At 46.8% G+C, this 17,025-nt stretch carries 11 protein-coding genes; 3 read left to right on the forward strand and 8 right to left on the reverse strand.

All coding sequences use genetic code 11. The annotated features are described in order from the left end of the window. The 3 genes from BC643_RS09135 to sucC form a co-directional block, all read right to left on the reverse strand. The gene (locus tag BC643_RS09135; RefSeq protein WP_120272791.1) at positions 1-2,877 is read right to left on the reverse strand and encodes an ATP-binding protein; all 2,877 of its coding nucleotides are present in this window, start codon (positions 2,875-2,877) and stop codon (positions 1-3) included. A gap of 156 nt (positions 2,878-3,033) precedes the next feature. After that, the gene (gene sucD / locus BC643_RS09140) at positions 3,034-3,915 is read right to left on the reverse strand and encodes a succinate--CoA ligase subunit alpha (RefSeq protein WP_120272792.1); all 882 of its coding nucleotides are present in this window, start codon (positions 3,913-3,915) and stop codon (positions 3,034-3,036) included. A gap of 33 nt (positions 3,916-3,948) precedes the next feature. Then, the gene (gene sucC, locus BC643_RS09145) at positions 3,949-5,082 is read right to left on the reverse strand and encodes an ADP-forming succinate--CoA ligase subunit beta (RefSeq protein ID WP_120272793.1); all 1,134 of its coding nucleotides are present in this window, start codon (positions 5,080-5,082) and stop codon (positions 3,949-3,951) included. Positions 5,083-5,357: 275 nt separating this feature from the next. On the opposite strand from sucC, the gene BC643_RS09150 reads away from it, so the two are divergent. From BC643_RS09150 to BC643_RS09160, 3 genes are all read left to right on the forward strand, one after another. Further along, positions 5,358-5,984, forward strand: a complete 627-nt coding sequence (locus tag BC643_RS09150; RefSeq protein WP_120274222.1) for an SIS domain-containing protein — start codon at positions 5,358-5,360, stop codon at positions 5,982-5,984. Between the two features lie 128 nt (positions 5,985-6,112). Further along, positions 6,113-6,655, forward strand: a complete 543-nt coding sequence (locus BC643_RS09155; protein ID WP_120272794.1) for an isochorismatase family protein — start codon at positions 6,113-6,115, stop codon at positions 6,653-6,655. A 143-nt stretch (positions 6,656-6,798) separates the two neighbouring features. Then, positions 6,799-8,751: a sensor histidine kinase gene (locus BC643_RS09160; protein WP_170154506.1), complete on the forward strand. Its 1,953-nt coding sequence runs from the start codon at positions 6,799-6,801 to the stop codon at positions 8,749-8,751. Between the two features lie 12 nt (positions 8,752-8,763). Here BC643_RS09160 and BC643_RS09165 read toward each other — a convergent pair whose 3' ends face one another. The 5 genes from BC643_RS09165 to BC643_RS09185 all read right to left on the reverse strand — a co-directional run bounded on the left by BC643_RS09165 (position 8,764) and on the right by BC643_RS09185 (position 17,013). Next, the gene (locus BC643_RS09165; RefSeq protein WP_120272796.1) at positions 8,764-11,334 is read right to left on the reverse strand and encodes a T9SS type A sorting domain-containing protein; all 2,571 of its coding nucleotides are present in this window, start codon (positions 11,332-11,334) and stop codon (positions 8,764-8,766) included. Positions 11,335-11,610: 276 nt separating this feature from the next. After that, on the reverse strand, positions 11,611-12,276 hold the full coding sequence (locus BC643_RS09170) for a transaldolase family protein (protein WP_120272797.1): 666 nt from the start codon (positions 12,274-12,276) through the stop codon (positions 11,611-11,613). 72 nt (positions 12,277-12,348) lie between these two features. Further along, positions 12,349-13,620: a zinc-binding dehydrogenase gene (locus BC643_RS09175; RefSeq protein ID WP_120272798.1), complete on the reverse strand. Its 1,272-nt coding sequence runs from the start codon at positions 13,618-13,620 to the stop codon at positions 12,349-12,351. 148 nt (positions 13,621-13,768) lie between these two features. After that, a complete protein-coding gene (locus BC643_RS09180; RefSeq protein WP_120272799.1) occupies positions 13,769-15,736 on the reverse strand; it encodes an SDR family NAD(P)-dependent oxidoreductase in 1,968 nt (655 codons plus the stop codon). Between the two features lie 41 nt (positions 15,737-15,777). Next, a complete protein-coding gene (locus BC643_RS09185) occupies positions 15,778-17,013 on the reverse strand; it encodes a hypothetical protein (RefSeq protein WP_211338023.1) in 1,236 nt (411 codons plus the stop codon). Between the last annotated feature and the right edge of the window lie 12 nt (positions 17,014-17,025).

The raw sequence follows: 17,025 nt of genomic DNA on the forward strand, positions 1-17,025 counted from the left end.
CTAATAGATAAAATTCAACGATTTGAGCTGACTAACCAGCATTCGGTAAACCAAGGGGTTGATGAAGTAAATGTCGTCGCGCAACTCCAGCAAGCCGTCGTCGGTCAGCACCATCAGCTTTTGAAAACTACTCTCGGCACTGCAACGGAAGATTTGGCTGTGTGCATTCAAATCCAGTCCCCCATGAATCAAGATAGCGTGGAGCGTGGTCAGTTCCGGGGTCTTCAGCGAGTTGAGGAAACTAAAGTTCACACGTTTTTGCTGAATGAAGATTTCGCCGTCTTCCACCTTTTGAATGGCCCTCAACCAAAAGATAAACGCCAGGCTGAGGTTCGACTGCGCATATTGTCCCAGCTCTTCAAAAAACATGTTTTTCAGAAAAAGCTGCTTGTCTTCGTCGCTCATTTTCTGGTAAGTCTTTTTGGGTGCAAAATTCTCAGGTTCCAGGTAGGTCAATGAGAATCCACTCACCTGGTGGCGTTTCAAAATCGCATCGCGCAATTGCTCGAGATTCATCGGGCTAAATTCGATAACGTAAGCAAAATAACCAGCAATATCGTTGGTGAAATCGAGCAATTTCCAGCTGTAAATGTAACAGCTGGTCAACCAGAAAACCTTACCGTTCGTCTGGCTAATCAGTTTAAATAAGTGGTGCAGGTTCCTAAAATTACCGCTGCTTCGGATAAACAGGTTATGAATGTTTTCGAGGACAATGACACGTGTTTCGTCCATTTCCTGAATTTCGGCAATCAGCTCGCCCACCGAGTTAAAGGTGATTGAGGGAAAAGCCTTTGAGAGCAGTTTTAGCAATTGTTCTTCTTCTGTAATGTTCTGAACAACCTCCAAACGGGTTACCGAAAGTTCTTTGGCTGTTGATTTAGCGAAGAAATTCAGAATCGTGGTAATCCCGCTCCCCTGCTCCCCGACAACACAGACCGGCGAAAACCGCCCGGCTTTCCAGTTTTCGAAAGCGTCGTTCAGCCGCTGTATCTCAATGCGGCGCGCGATGTAGAAACGCTCTTCTTTGAGCGGCACGTTCTCGAACAACTTTTGGTACATCAGCGGCAAACGGCGGATGGCCTGCTTGGTTTCAGACAGGTAGTTGGCCAACTCAGCGCTGATCGGCGCTTTCTCGTACGAAATGCCCAGCAGATTACGAAGGTTGAAATATTTACTGGTCCAGGCCGAATAGAGTTCCTTGCCTTTTTTAAAGTAGTGAATTGAATACTTGACGGTCTGCTTCCAGAAATCGCGGATTTGTGCTTTCCGGCGCGAAATGAACTCGCGGCGCTGGTTAATCTTTTCGGACTGATGCAGGCGGTGTGGCTCGAAATACTGCAAAACCTGTTCGGCAAAAACCTGAGTCATCCGAGAGAAAGTTTCCGTAATCAGTTCCTGCATCGCTCCCAGGTAACTAAGGTTTTCGTCGGCCTTTTTAACACTCCTCTTCAGGCTTTCAGCAAATTCGCCCGGTGCGTTCTCATCGCGTTTCTGCGAAAAATAGAAATCTACGCTGTAGTTCGCGGCATATTGAATTTCTTCGAGGCTGGTGTTCAGCTTCTGCACCAGGCTCATAAATTTCTTTCGTTCTTCGGTAAACTCCACTTTCAAGGGGCTCAGAACACTTCCTTTCAAAAGTTCGCGGGTCTTCACCGGATCAAAGGATTTCCGGCTGATCTTCTTGCCGTCGAAAACGGGAGCTGCAAATTGGTGCAACTCGGGACCGGCTTCAATCGCCTGTTCCAACTCGTTAACCGGCCGATCGATCTGGCTGGTCAATTTGGATTGAAACACCAACTGAATCAGCTCCGGCATCCGCTGCTTAACGAAGGATCTGATCTCGAGCACTTTTTTGCGATCCTCCCAAGTACTGACATCTTCAGTAGCGAAGGCGTTCAGATCTTTCTTCAGGTTGACAAAAGCCGGCTTTAGTTCGTTATTGATCAAATCCAAAAGAACAGAGCCCTGCTCCTGCGATTGATCTTTCAGTTTAAAAATGAGATCGCGGTTATGCAACTTGAGTCGCCAGTGTTCGCCAATGGCAAAAAACACCATCAATTGCTCATTGAGCACCCGATCCAGCCGACCGGTCACTTCTTTGGCTCTTTTTGCCAACTTAGCCGGCTTCAATTTTCGCAATGGAAACTCGAAGGTCCCGGCAATTTGGCTTAGCGAATTAAATTGCTTTTCCAATTCGACGGACTCCTTCTCGAAGAAGGTTTCGATTTCTTTTCGGTCAATCTCCAGATCTTCTTTCAACTGCTCCACTGTTTCCGTAAAGCCTTCATGCTCTTCACCCAATAACTGGAATTGCTCCAACTCTCGGTCGAGCACATAAAACTGCCGAATTCGAATCTCGCGATTTTGCAGCAGCTGATCTAAAAACGGAAGCAGATCTTCGCAAAACCGGTTCATAAAAACATGTTCGGCAAGTGCCAGCTCCGGAATTTCGTGCGACCAGAACTCCTTTCCCTTTTTCTCCTTTCGGAACAGATTGGCAAAACCCGTGAATAGCCAACCCATTTTGAGTGCAAAGCGCTTGCCCAGCTTACGCACCCGAACAGGAATACGATCGCCCTCAATCGAGTAAAAGCGTTCCAGCGCTTGCTTCTCCTTTTTGGTCTCGACATAGCTATCGAAACTCGCGCGGAGCTCCTCCATGTTATTGAAGGCCGACATAAACGAACTCAGCTGCATCGTATTCAGGTTGCTGCTCAGTAATGCAGACAACTGAGCTGAATACTCCGGATAAATCGTCGCATTTTTTTCAGGCAATCCTGTAGTCTGATATGCGTCAAGTAATTCCGCCTCAAAATTCAGCGAAACGAGCATCCGCTCTTTTATAGCCTTGTACTTTTCCTCGGGAGAATGCGCCATGGGTCGATATTAGTCTTCTTTGAAACAATGATGATCAACTAAAGTTAAAGCAAATCCTTTAAATCTGATAGGTTTTGCGCCTTTCGGCGGGCCAAAAACAAAGAAATCCCGCAATTTCTTGCAGGATTTCCACATATCATTTTATGAACGAATAGCCTAAACGGAAGCTTTCGCCATTTTTTCCTTTAACAAGCCTGGAATTTCAGATGGTTCTTTTGCCACCGGAACACCAGCTTTTGCAAATGCTTTAATCTTGTCTTCAGCCGTTCCCGAGCCGCTGGAAATGATCGCACCGGCGTGGCCCATGCGTTTTCCGGGAGGAGCTGTTTGACCAGCGATGAACGACACAACCGGCTTGGTTACATGCTTGGCAATGTATTCTGCAGCCTGTTCTTCAGCGTCGCCACCAATTTCGCCAATCAAGACAATTGCTTCTGTTTCCGGGTCATTTTCATACATCTCCAGCAGGTCGATGTAGTACAATCCGGCAACCGGATCGCCACCAATACCAACAACGGTACTTTGTCCCATGTTGTTTTCGGTCAACATGTTTACCACTTCATAGGTCAAGGTACCACTACGCGACATCAAACCAATATTCCCTCTTTTGAAGATCATGGCCGGAGAAATTCCGATCAATGCTTCATCCGGCGTAATCAGCCCCGGGCAGTTTGGCCCGATGAGTTTGGTACCGTTCTTTTTAATAATTGGCGTCACACGGATCATATCCAAAATTGGCACCCCTTCTGAAATACAAATTACCAGGTCAACCCCTGCATACGACGCTTCGAGAATCGCATCAGCAGCAAACGGAGCGGGTACAAAAATGATTGATGCGTTGGCTCCTGTTGCTTTTACAGCTTCCTCAACCGTATCGAAAACAGGAATACCTTCGACTATTGTGCCGCCTTTACCCGGTGACGTACCTGCTACAACCTGTGTTCCGTATGCTTTCATTCGGCCGGCGTGAAATTGGCCATCGCGACCAGTGATTCCCTGAACCACCAGCTTTGTATCTTTATTAACGAGTATACTCATTGTAATTCTTCTTTTTTGATTTCGGTTTTTCCACTACTTCTTACTTAACTCAATTGCTTTCTGAGCCGCTTCGCTCATAGTTGATACCGTTGGCAAGCCGGTTGCTTTCAAAATAGCTAAACCTTCGGCTGCATTGGTACCTGAAAGGCGCACAACAATTGGGATTTTTGGTTTAATAATGTCAAGGGCTGTGATCAAACCACGGGCAACATCATCGCAACGGGTGATTCCACCGAAGATATTGATCATCATCGCTTCCACGTTTTTATCCGAAAGCAAAATATTCATGGCATCAACCACTTTTTGCGGATTCGAACTACCACCGATATCGAGGAAGTTTGCCGGGCTTCCACCATACAACTTGATCATATCCATGGTTGCCATCGCCAAACCGGCACCGTTCACCATACAACCAATGTTTCCATCCAGTTTGATGTAAGAAAGGCCTTTTTCTTTGGCGTCAATTTCCTTTTGTTCGTCCTCGTCGACTTCGCGAATAGCCAACAGCTCCGGTTGACGATACAGCGCGTTGTCATCGAAGTTCATTTTGCCGTCGATGGCTAAAATGTCGTTATCAGGCGTTACCACCAATGGGTTAATTTCAGCTAGTGTAGAGTCCGTATCCAGGTAGATCTGGTACAACTTTTGGAAAATATCAGCTGCTTTACGGGCCAGCTTCACATCTTTGAACAACTTCAGGGCAATGTTGCGAGCCTGGAAGTCCAGCAGGCCGGTCATCGGATCGATGTTGAACTTGTAGATCAACTCGGGCGTGTTTTTCGCCACTTCCTCGATTTCGACACCGCCTTCGGCACTCACCATCAGGGTAACCGACTTGGAGTTGCGGTCGCTCACCAAGCCCACATAGTACTCTTTGGCTATGTCGGCTGCATCGGCAACAAGCACTTTTTCAACTGTGAAGCCTTTAATATCCATTCCTAGGATTTGTTCGGCTGCTTTTACGGCTTCGTCTTTTGTTTTCGCCAGTTTCACACCACCGGCTTTACCACGTCCGCCAACTAAAACCTGGGCTTTTACCACCACCAGGTGATCGATACTTGCCATTGCTTCTTTTACTTCCTCAACCGTATGGCACAATACTGAATTGGGTACAGGAATGCCATATTTCTTGAAGATGGCTCTGGCTTGATACTCGTGTATGTTCATAGTTTGAAATAATTAATTTTTATAGGTCAGTATCCTAATTTGTTAAAATTATTAATTCACAGGTTTTCAAAAATGGAACAAAGTCAGATTTTGTTCTATTTTAAAACATATCAACACCGCTTTATCCGAATTGTTTGGACATTTTCCAGAATTTGCCATTTTAACACGAACGGCCGCCAATCAAGTGATTCCAAGCGGTTCGGGCACCTGATTTTTATCGCTTGAATTCCTTGATTTTTGAATTAGCTTTGCAGTTGTTTCAAATCAATAAACCTATGATCAACGAAGTACAACGATTAATAAACCATGAGGCGGAAGCCATTCAAAACATACCGGTAAGTGATCAGTATGAGCGCGCCATTGAACTGATTGAGAAGCATGTCCATCAGTTACATGGAAAGCTGGTAGCCAGCGGAATGGGGAAAGCAGGACAAATTGCTTTAAACATCGCCACCACGTTCAGTTCAACCGGAACCCCGGCTGTTTTTCTGCACCCGAGCGATGCCCAGCACGGTGATTTGGGTGTTATTCAACCCAACGACGTGTTATTGCTGATCTCCAACTCAGGCAAAACACGCGAAATTCTGGAGCTAGTCGATCTGGCCGACAACCTGTGGCCGAACCTGCCGATCATTGTGATTACCGGAAACCCGGACGGCGAATTGTGCAAAATGGCCAATGTAACCTTGTTCACCGGAAACCCTGCTGAAGTATGCACCCTCGGCCTCACTCCAAGTACGTCAACGACAACGATGACCGTTATTGGCGATATCCTGGTTGTACTGATGATGAAACGCATTGGCTTCACCAATGCGGAATATGCCAAACGTCACCATGGCGGTTATTTGGGTGACAAATCGCGCCGCCAGGCCCGGCTGACACCTGACCAGTTATCGAAGTAAGCGAGCGGAACAAAACTCGTGTTAAACCAATTTGAAACCTCCGTGAAGTTCCGCTGAATAAATCGCCCGAAGATCACCGAAACAAAATAAATTAGGGTATTTTTACGGCGAGAAAAAAATAAAAAATCATGCGAATTAACAGAGAAAATACGGTTGGTTTAGTGATCGACATGCAGGAGCGCCTGGTACCCGCGATGGAAGGACAGGAAGAATTGCTGCACAATTGTCAGATTCTGATCAACGGTCTGCAGGAATTGGGACTCCCGCTACTGGTTACACAGCAGTACAGCAAAGGATTAGGCGAAACAATAGAGCCGATCCGGAGCATTATCAAAGACTTTAAAACCATCGAGAAAAAAGATTTTAGCTGTTGCGATGACGCTAACTTTGCCGCTGAATTGGAGAAGCTGCACGCAACAAATATTATCATCTGTGGTATTGAGAGCCACGTGTGTGTACTTCAAACAGCACTCGATTTAAAAGAAGCCGGCCTGAACCCGGTGATTGTCATGGACTGCGTATCATCACGCTCTTTCGACAACATCGATCTGGCAGCAGAGCGCTTCCGCTTTGAAGGCATCATGATGACTTCATACGAATCCATTTTATTCGAATTGACAAGAACAGCTTCGGCTCCTGAGTTCAAAGCAATCTCGAATTTGGTGAAATAATTGCCGAAAAAGACGTCCATTTAGTCCTTTTTACAGGAACCATTGGTCTAAAATATAAAGTTGACCCGCAATCATTCTGATTTGGGTCAACTTTTTTATATTTTCGCCTACGCAATCATTCGATCAACCAGATGAGCTCCAGAGTGAACAGGACACCTTTCAGAATTTTTCTGCCGGCACTTTACGCGCTTCTATTCCTCATTTTCCTGCTAACGGTATCGTACTATTATGCCTCGTACCGTCGCGGACTTTGGGAGAAAGATATTCGTAACAGCCTGTTGGAAACGCTGGTGATGAAAAAGTCGAGGATCGAAAAAGCCCTTTCTTCACGCGTTTACTATACCAAAGGAATCGCTGCCTTTGTTTCCATCCAGCCCGACATTACCGACAGGGAGTTTTACAACCTGGCCCAGCAACTCGTTCAAAACGACCCGGTTATTTCAACCATGTCGCTCTCGCGCGATGGAATTATTAATGCTATTTACCCACTCGCAGGGCACGAAGCTGCCATTGGATTAAACCTGATGGCTCACCCCAAGCGAAAAGAGGTTGTGGAGAAAACGATCCGAACCCGTAAGACCTTTATTGCCGGCCCGGTTGAATTGATTGAAGGCGGAGTCGCATTCATCAGCTATACGCCCATCTTTACCAAAAATACTGACAGCTCGGAACGTTTTTGGGGAATGACCGATATTGTCATCAAAAAAGACGAGCTTTTCGAAGATGCCGGATTGGTTGATACCGAGAATAATTTCGAGTTTGCAATGCGGGGTATGGACGGAACGGGCGAAAACGGAGCTGTCTTTTTCGGCGACTCAGCCGTTTTTGATCAAACACCTGTAGAGATCAAAATTAATCTTCCCGACGGCAACTGGATCCTGGCAGCAACACCGTTAAAAGGTTGGACACACTTCTTCGATCAGGACAAAACGCTGGATTACATCATGATCATCAGCGCCTTTATCATCAGCATTTTATTCTGGTTGCTGTTGCGTACTCAGTTTAAAGTCAATGCGAACGAGAAAGAACTGAAAGCAGTGTTCCGGTCGATGCAGAACCTGATTATCGAATTTTCCGATGAAGGCGAATACATTCGCATCCCCGAAACCAACAAGGAATTGCTGTACAAAGAAGAGAAGCAATTGCTGGGCAAGCGAGTAACCGAGATATTCGACTCGGAAATGGCCGATCTGTTCATGTCTGCCATCAAAAGATGTCTCGCCTTAAAGGATTTGGTGGAGATTGAATACCCACTCGACATCAGCGGGAAAAAACACTGGTTTTCCGCACGGATATCCTACAAATCGCCTCACCGGGTGATTATGAATGCCTACGACATTACCGACCGCAAGGAGAACGAACAAAACCTGCGTAAATCGGAGCAACGCATGAAAGAGTTGAACGATGTGAAAGACAAGTTCTTTTCAATTATCGCTCACGATTTGCGAAGCCCTGTCGGTAGCTTCAAAATGCTGACCGAAATCATGCTGAACGAAGTAGAATGTGCGGATCAAAAAAAGAACAAACGGATGCTCACTTCGATCCACTCGGCCAGCTCAAACCTTTACGACCTGCTTGAAAACTTGCTAAGCTGGTCGCACACCCAACGAAATTCCCTGATTATAAACAAGGAAGAACACAACCTCTTCCACTTGGCCGACGATGCTATTGACTCACACATCGTCAACGCTGAGATCAAGAATGTCGCGCTCATCAACGAGGTGAAAGAGGATGCCAGGATTGTTTGCGACCAGTATGTGACGCTGACGATTATCCGGAACCTGGTTTCGAATGCGCTGAAATTTACCCCGACAAAAGGTAAAATTGTTGTTTCGAACCAAACGATTGAGAAAGATGGAATTCGCTACCAGGGAGTGACTGTGACTGACACAGGAGTTGGAATTGCTGCAGATCGCCTGGGCACTATTTTCAACTTCAAGCTGGCTGACACTACGATTGGAACTGCCAACGAACAGGGCAGCGGCCTGGGTCTGATGCTCTGCCGCGAATTCAGTGAAAAACAAGGCGGTTTCATCACCATCCAAAGCGAAATTAAGAAAGGCACTACTGTCACTTTTGCCCTTCCGCTCAGCTAGAGAAATAATCGACTACTTGACAAGGATCAATTTCTTCGACATCATCTCGCCATTGATCGACGCCCGGAAATAGTAGATTCCTGCCGGATTATTTGACAAATCGAAATCGATAGTATTTTCATCCTGATCGAACGTTCCCGTTCCCGAGTAAACCATCTGCCCAAGCTGATTATAAACAAACAGCTCCGCTTCGCCGCCTTCAACACTTGCGACAGTCAAGTGATAAAGTCCCGAAGACGGATTCGGATAAACCTCGATGGAATTGGTCAACAAACGCAAGCCAATCTCGCCTTCAGCTGCATCGGTACCATCCACCTGCAACCAGTATTTTGCGCCGGGAGTGACCGAAAGATTTTCAATTGCAGCAGCATCATTTCCGTCAGCATCCCGTTCCGAGGCACCAACCAGATTATAGGAGGCTGTACTTCCCGACAACAGATAATCGGCTGTTGTTGCACGGTAGACCGCAATCTGAGAATCGATGCCCTCTGTCTGAATGGTTATCGAGCTGCTCGATGGTCCTTCAAAATAAAACCAAATTGAATTATCCAGCACATCGGTGCCGTTCGGTGGACACCAATTATTGGCGATCGAACAACCAGCGGTTTCCGGTGAAGGCTCATTGTCTTCAACCGTGGCACACGCGTTTGAATAATAACCGTTGTTCCCCAACCTTAAAGCAACCGCCTGCGCTACATTGTCGTTTTCGGGGATGATGACATGAATCAGGACACTGTCGGATGCAGAGCACCCACCTTGCGTACCGGTTATTTTCGCATAGGTATCAAAAGAGCCTTCCTCGCGACCTTCGTCCGACAAACTAACCGAAAACACATTGTCAGTTTGTGTCACCACAAATTTACTCTCGGCCGTTAGCTCCAGACTGTACTCCGGTGCCCCCTCTGCCACAAACTCGTAACCATCAAGCTCCCAGCCGCACATCGTCATCTCGTCGGGAAGGCCCGCCAAACGAACGGGCAACTGCGCATAAACTGAAACAAAATCACCTTCTACCAGCTCGTCGCTTCCGTTCTCATTTGCAACGGTCAGGCTTACCGAGTAAACACCTTCGCTTAAAAATTGCACCTCCGGGTTTTGAGAAGAGGCAGAGGTTCCATTTACAAAAACATAAGTTGAAGGCGAAATTTCCCAACTCCAGCTCTCCGGTGAATATTTCGATTCGTCGGACAAGATCAGGTTTTCCGAGAGACATAAAATTGACACTTCCGCAGAAAAAGCGGCGACCGGCCGGGTATAGGCTTCCAGCCCTTCAATTTGTTCCATCCCGGTATCATCCGGGTCGAGCCAATGTTTTAGCTGGCGATCCGACTCCGAGCGATAATCCCACGACAGGGAAAGCTTTCCGAAAAGAGACGAATTGTCGTCGCCACCGTGCAATTGGCCAACTAGAAGCTTGTCCTGATTGAACAACGGAGCTCCCGACGAACCACCTTCGTCAATACCCGCATCGTAATCCACTTCCCAGTGTGAGTTGGGTTGGGAGATTGTTCCATCATCCCAGCGCACGGTGTAACTGTTACCTGTCACCTCATCATAGTCCAGAGCAATACATTTCGTGCTCCCCTTTGGATGATGAATACAGGTTCCGGATTCGGATGTGGAACCGCTAACGTCCCAGCCTGCGAAAAAAGGATTGTATTCTTTGGGCGGATATTCCTGTAATTCGAGCAGTGTAAAATCTGAATATTGATTGGAAGCTCGCAGGCTCGCGCCCGACACCGACTGACTCAGGCTTGCGTCGGAAGATTCGCAGGTTGAATTCTCGTAATTGAAGTAGGCAACCAATGTTGATGCTTCGGTGGTTGAAGAAATACAGTGATTGGCCGTCAGGAAATAAGGCGTTCCATCTTCGCGGGCATTATTCAGTAGTGCACCGCTACAATAATAGCTGTAAGTTCCGTCGCTAAAAGTGATCATGCACACCGCTTTCTTCTGCTCCTGCCAGTCCTCCCCTTCCGGGCAATTAATCTGGATTCGCTCGTTGGCGTTTGCTTCAAGGCTGCGATAAGCTTTCACAACAGCACCAATGACAACGCCACCTTCGAAACTCGCCGAAACCGGTTCGTCATACTCAACAATCAATTGGTCACCCATCAGGTCGCCAACCCGGAAAAGACCGCTCTCCTTCTTGTTTTGCCAGGTATAAGCCCCTCGAACGGTTTGCTGATCGGGCGTGTAAACATACAGAGAGGCACCCTCCGGAATATCAAAAGTACTCAAGATTACTGCCAGCGACAGCGCCTCATCGGCACTTAGCTGCAACCTCCAAATATTCATATTACCGGTTTGGGAATAGCTGCCAGCTTTCCGGATATCCAGCGCAACATCTTCAACTACCCCATATCGGTTTTGAACGCCGTCTTTTTCATCAAGCGAAATTTGCTCCTGAAGATCAATTGGGTTGAGTGATTTTTGAGAAATGATTGCCGCTGCTTTGAGATTAGTTGCGAACGATGCAGGTAAACCGCCATCTTCAATCTGGCCCCAGGCAACATTGCCGGTCAAAAGCACACCAATAATTACCAAGGCATTCAGCCTGCGTGTCCAGTTCGCTATTCTCACTCTCGTTTAATTTTTATGCAGTTTAAACATTCTGAAGCAGATCAGCACAAATCGCCCTCGTTTTCGGTCAATTCTTCGAACTAAATTAAAAAATGTGCCGGAAACACTGCAAGCTGAAAGATTCATCTATCATCTAACTAACAACCAAAACTGATTATTGTATCACGAAACCTTCAACTTTTTTTTAACCGTCCGAGATGTCTCCCTCCCTAACCCAAAATAATAAAAAAAGGGCCCGAAGGCCCTTTCTGTTGAAGTCATGGTATATTTCAAATCCTAAAATGAAATATCGTATAAATCTTTCCCGTCTTCCAGGAATGTTGCGACACTGATATCAGTCATCGGGTGCTTAATCAATTGCATCAACAATTCGGGGCCCACAGTTGCCGAGTGCGATCCCACCATGCTCACGCGATGGATCTGGTCGACTGTTTTAAAGCTGGCGGCCAACACTTTGGTCGGTAATTTAAAATCGTTCATGTTTTTGGCAATATCGCGAACAACTTCAATACCGTGTGACGAAATGTTATCCAAACGGCTCACGTAAGGAGCAACGAAATCAGCACCGGCTTTCGCCGCTACCAGGGCTTGCTGCTGGGTAAAGATTGCTGTTGCAGTAACATTGATTCCGGCGTCTTTCAAAATTGTCATCGCTTTGTATCCTTCCGGAGTCACCGGGATTTTCGCGTAAAAATTATCGCCGATATCGAAGAAGTTTTTGTAAGTCTTTGCTTCGCGAACAATATCTTCTGCTTCTTCGCTCATCACCTGCACGTGAATCATCCCGTGACCAATCAGTTTCAAAATGTTTTCGATTGCCACCGACAACTTATTTCCCGACTGTTTCAAAATCGTCGGGTTGGTTGTCACACCTTCCAACGGAAAAAAGCTGTACAAATCTTTCAAGGCTGCCAAATCAGCCGTGTCTGCCATGTAAATCATATCGTCTTTCTTATTTTAAGTCTCAACAATTGTCGACAGCCGGCCGTGCAAAGCAGTCCTTAAGTACCTCAATTAAATATCATTGGCATTCGCCAACAGGAACTCTTCAGCTTCGACGGACCAAAGTTCGTTATTTCGCTGGCAAATCTCGTGCAGACCTGCAAACAGAGGATCAGATTTACCTTTTTCTTTAAATTCAGCAATGGCAGTCAGCGGAATGTCCTTGTGCGTGTAGATTAACTTTTTGCCACCCGGGATTTCCGGCAAATGCAAAGTCGTATCAATCACCGCATTCAAGCCACCAACATGAGTAACCAGCCCGGCAGGATCCAATCCTTTGCCGAACATTTCCAGCGATTCTACCATGTCGTCGTTGTTACCGCCCGATGTTCCCACAATGTGGGTTGAAGCGTAATGAACGTTGTAGAAGTTCATTTTCGCCGTGAAATCCGCGTTGCCCGGCCCGGCAAAGAAGTTCAAACAGCCATCGTTCGAAAGGATAGCATCGCCCTGCTCAATAACCGGAGGAACCGGCGCAAATACAAACACATCATTGTAGCCTTCGCCACCTGTCAGGTCGCGTAACTTTTGCACCGGATTTTCGCCGCTTGTGTTCAGATAAATCAACTCAATCCCTTTCGATTTTGCCCATTCGGGTGAATAGATTGAAGCTGCCCGATCCAAACGCGACTGATCAATATCTGTTACCACCATCAACGACGGCTTGCGATCTTCGCGCATGATGACGTAATTGATGGCAGCCAGGCCCATCGGGCCAACACCTGCCAGGATTGCCATTTTACCACCGTCAATAATTTCCATTTGGTGCACATACGAGCCCGGCTTGGTGTGATAGTTGGCATGCATGGCGCCAATCACACAGCTCAGTGGTTCGGCCAGCGACGCCGGGTAATAGCCAGGTCCTTCATAGGCCAGCAAACAATCCTGCACCAGCACATCTTTCGGAATGATGACATAAGTGGCGTCACCGCCGATGTATTGATAAGAATATCCGGGAGCACTCAACACGCCAACCGGGCCTTCTTCGTAATAGATTGCCGGCTGAATGGAAAACTTCTGCCCGGCTTTGAATTTATGTTGCCAATTGGCACCAATTTCAACCAACTCGCCGGCAAACTCGTGCCCGATCAGGATTGGTTTTTCCGCTACATCATCCGGGATCCGCTTGTGGTCGCTCCCCTGCGACGCCGCTTTGTAGGACGACATGCAAATACTGTCGGACACCACCTTTGCTAAAATCTCATCAGCTGTAATTTTCGGAAGTTCAAACTCTTCCATCCGCAAGTCCTTCTTGCCATATAATCGAATACCTTTTGTTTTCATATCCTGGTTACTGGTCGTTGGTTGCTAATTACTAGTTGCCAACGATGATTAATAATTTACTTTTATACGATTCATTCACATCGTTCCGATTCTACCGCCTTGGTTCCGGATTGCGAAAAACCGGGAACCAGCAACGAAGAACCAGAATCTAGTTCAACATATTTTGCCCACCGGTTACCGGAACCGCCTGGCCTGTTTCATACTCCTGCTCAATTACGTAGAAAATTGCCCGCATCACATCAATCGGTGTGCAGCCACGGCCTGCCGGAACCTGTGCTTCGTAAAAGGCCTTCACATCGTCGATGGTTTTGGCACCGGGAACCTTGCCTGCGTTCAAATATTGTACGAACAAACCTCTGTCCGGATCGGCCCAAAGCGGTCCATCGAAGAAGTTACCGGGACAAATTGAATTCACCTTGATCCGGGAAGGCATCAGCTCGAGCGCAAAAGATTGAGTCAAACCAATTCCACCAAATTTACCACCAGCATAGGCAAAGTTTTTATTACTGCCTTTCAGGCCCGATTTCGAGTTAATCTGAATGATATCGGTGAAGTGATCGCGCTTAAATTTATTCTGCAATTTCATAACAGCCGAAGCATATTTTGCACACAGGAAGTAGGCTGAATAATTCACTTTGGTCATCAGCTCGAAAGTCTCTGGTGTCATTTCATCCAAACCTCCGGCACGCAAAATACCGGCGTTGCTGATGAAAGCGTCCAAACCTCCAAAGTTGATTACCGTTTGACAAACCAGCTGCTCAACCGACGCGGCATTCGAAACGTCTGCCTTCACAAACAAAGCTTTGTTTTTGCGATTTCCCATGTTCAATTCTTCCGCAAAAGCAAGACCTTTTTCCTCATTCAGATCTGCAATCACCACATTTGCCCCGTGTTTCATCAGTTCTTCAACAATACCGGCACCGAAACCTTGTGCACCGCCGGTGACCACAATTACTTTGCGGTCGACGCGACCGGCTGTTGCTCCGAGCGAAACTTTGGAGCGATATTGCTCTACCTCCCAGTTTTCGATAAATTGAATCTGCTCAGGCGTCATCGGATGCTCGCCTCCAAACGACTGCGCCAAGCTTGCAATGCGACAACTATCAGTCACAACATCGTACAAAATATCGGCACCCTGCGCATGATCGGCAATCAACAACACGCCAAGCCCCGGTGCAAAAATCACTTTTGGCAGCTTGCCTTTGGTCGTTTCGTATTCTTTAATTTTCGCTTGAATGTCATTCAAAAAACTATCAACATCGCCTGTGAATTCAGCATAAACAAAAGCTGAATTTGCATAAACAATGCCATCGGGCGTGAACGGCTTCGCGACGGCTTTGTAATTCTCTTTGTCGAGATAGTAATTGATGAGGCTGTTATTCGCCAAACGAACGCTCTTGAGTCCTTCGCCGGAAACCATCATCCGAACGGCAGGTACAATCTTCGCCGCTTCTGCAGGCACCGAAAGCTCCTCAATCGCAGCTTCATCTCCAAACGCCGCATCCAATTTGGCGATTATGTCGTCGTAAATTGCTTTGATTTCGTCAATGCTATTTGCCCCCACGAATACACCGTGGTTTTGCAGCAAAATAACGGCCGGATCTTTACCCTTTTTCGCACGGTATCCGAGCACCGCTTTTTCAACAACCTTAAACAAAATATACCCAGGATCATCGTAGGGGACATACAAAACATCGTCGCCAAAAAGTTCAGCCGCCTTCTCTTCCGCCTGGTTACTGCACATCAGCCCATTGACCTTGGTCGAGTGCGTGTGCACAATGAAGGCATAATCAATCAGGTTGTGCAGCGAAGTCTCAACTGAAGGGCGTCTCCCTTTCTCCGGTTCCATCCGACTTTTCAGCAAATCATTTTTGATTTCCTCTTCGCGCTGCAACACATTCGTTGAATAGTTTTTGGTATTGATTTCATTTAATTGCTTACGATCCAGCTTGGCAAAACCAGGCTCGGTGATTGTTGATAAGCTGAAGCCACTGGCCTTTACCCGTAGGCAATCGGCCGTTTTATAGGAAGTATTACCACCACCAGCCAATACAAAATCTTTCTGCCGGCCGTAATACTGCGATATCTCAACTAAGTCTAAAATTCCTTGTTCCATAGGTTTGAAAACTCCTGTTTGATTGGTTTGAATTGATTGGTTTAATTTCCGAGGACGAATTTTTTAATCACCGCATTGCCTAATGCGATGAACTCATTACGTTGCTCAACTTTTGCTTTTCCGGACTTGTGCAGGTACCCGCCTTTCCCTTTCGACTTCAGGTACTGGTGAGCCGCAATGACGCACGCCCCTTCGTAACCGATCTTTTTCATAGCCGGACTCAGCTCGTTGCCATCGCCGCCATAAACCGTAATCGGATCCAATTGTGGCGTATTGTGCTCGGTTCCAAAGGTGATAACGAATCCTTTATCATTAAAGAAATTGACGAACTCTTCCAGAATTTCCGGTTTGTTACGTCCGGGAATCAGCTCTAACATGAAGACATTTTTGGCAACCAGCTTCTTGTAAAGCTTATCGTAATCACCCTCGAAGTCGGTAAACTCGCCTTTCGGATTATCCAGCAAAACCGGGTAACATGGAATACCACCGGCGTGGATGATCAGCTCCATCACCTGCTCCAAACTGAGGAAAGCCTTGTCGTCTTCAGGAACAAAAGCGCGACCGCCCGACTTTAACAGGTTACCCCGGATTTCATTTTCAAGCCCAGCATAGTCAGTCATTGCCGACTTCGGCTCCTTACCCGAAAACAGTTTTACAAAAAAGGCCTTTTGCTCGTCTTCCGACGGGTAATGCTCGACAACCGCTTCGCGCAATGCTTTGGCAATATGCCTTTCGCGCAACAGGTTCTTGGCGTACTTGGCTTTCATTTCATCAAAACTGAAAGAAAAATCGGCTCCGAGTTCCTTCAAAAAAGCGTTCAGCTTTTCGATCATCTGGGCGGTTTGCCGGTTACTTTCATCCTGCACCTGGAACAAGCGCTCCACCATCGCTGCATTCAGCTTTACCGGGAAACGCAATCCTTTACCACTAAAATAAGTTCGTCCGGGATTATTTGGGTCGTTTACCCGAACACCAGCGGCCTGCAAATCCTTTTGCAAACTCATAAACTCGATGTTGAACAGGGGAAACACCATCGCTCCTTTGGCCAACGCATTGAATTCTTCGTAACCATCGGTGGTATAAAAATCGTTTATACCCAAGACTTTTACATTCTCGTGGTGCGCCATATCAAATGGCTGTCGGATTTCGGTAAAAGCGCTGAAAGAATAAGGCGTGTGAAAATGCCCGTTCACCTGCAGCACTTCCGAATTGAAATCGCCGACCGAGGCATACATTTGCTCCGGCCCGGGATATTTGGAAAATACAGAAGAAGACATAAGATTTTGATT

The sequence above is a fragment of the Mangrovibacterium diazotrophicum genome, assembly GCF_003610535.1.
Taxonomy (GTDB): domain Bacteria; phylum Bacteroidota; class Bacteroidia; order Bacteroidales; family Prolixibacteraceae; genus Mangrovibacterium; species Mangrovibacterium diazotrophicum.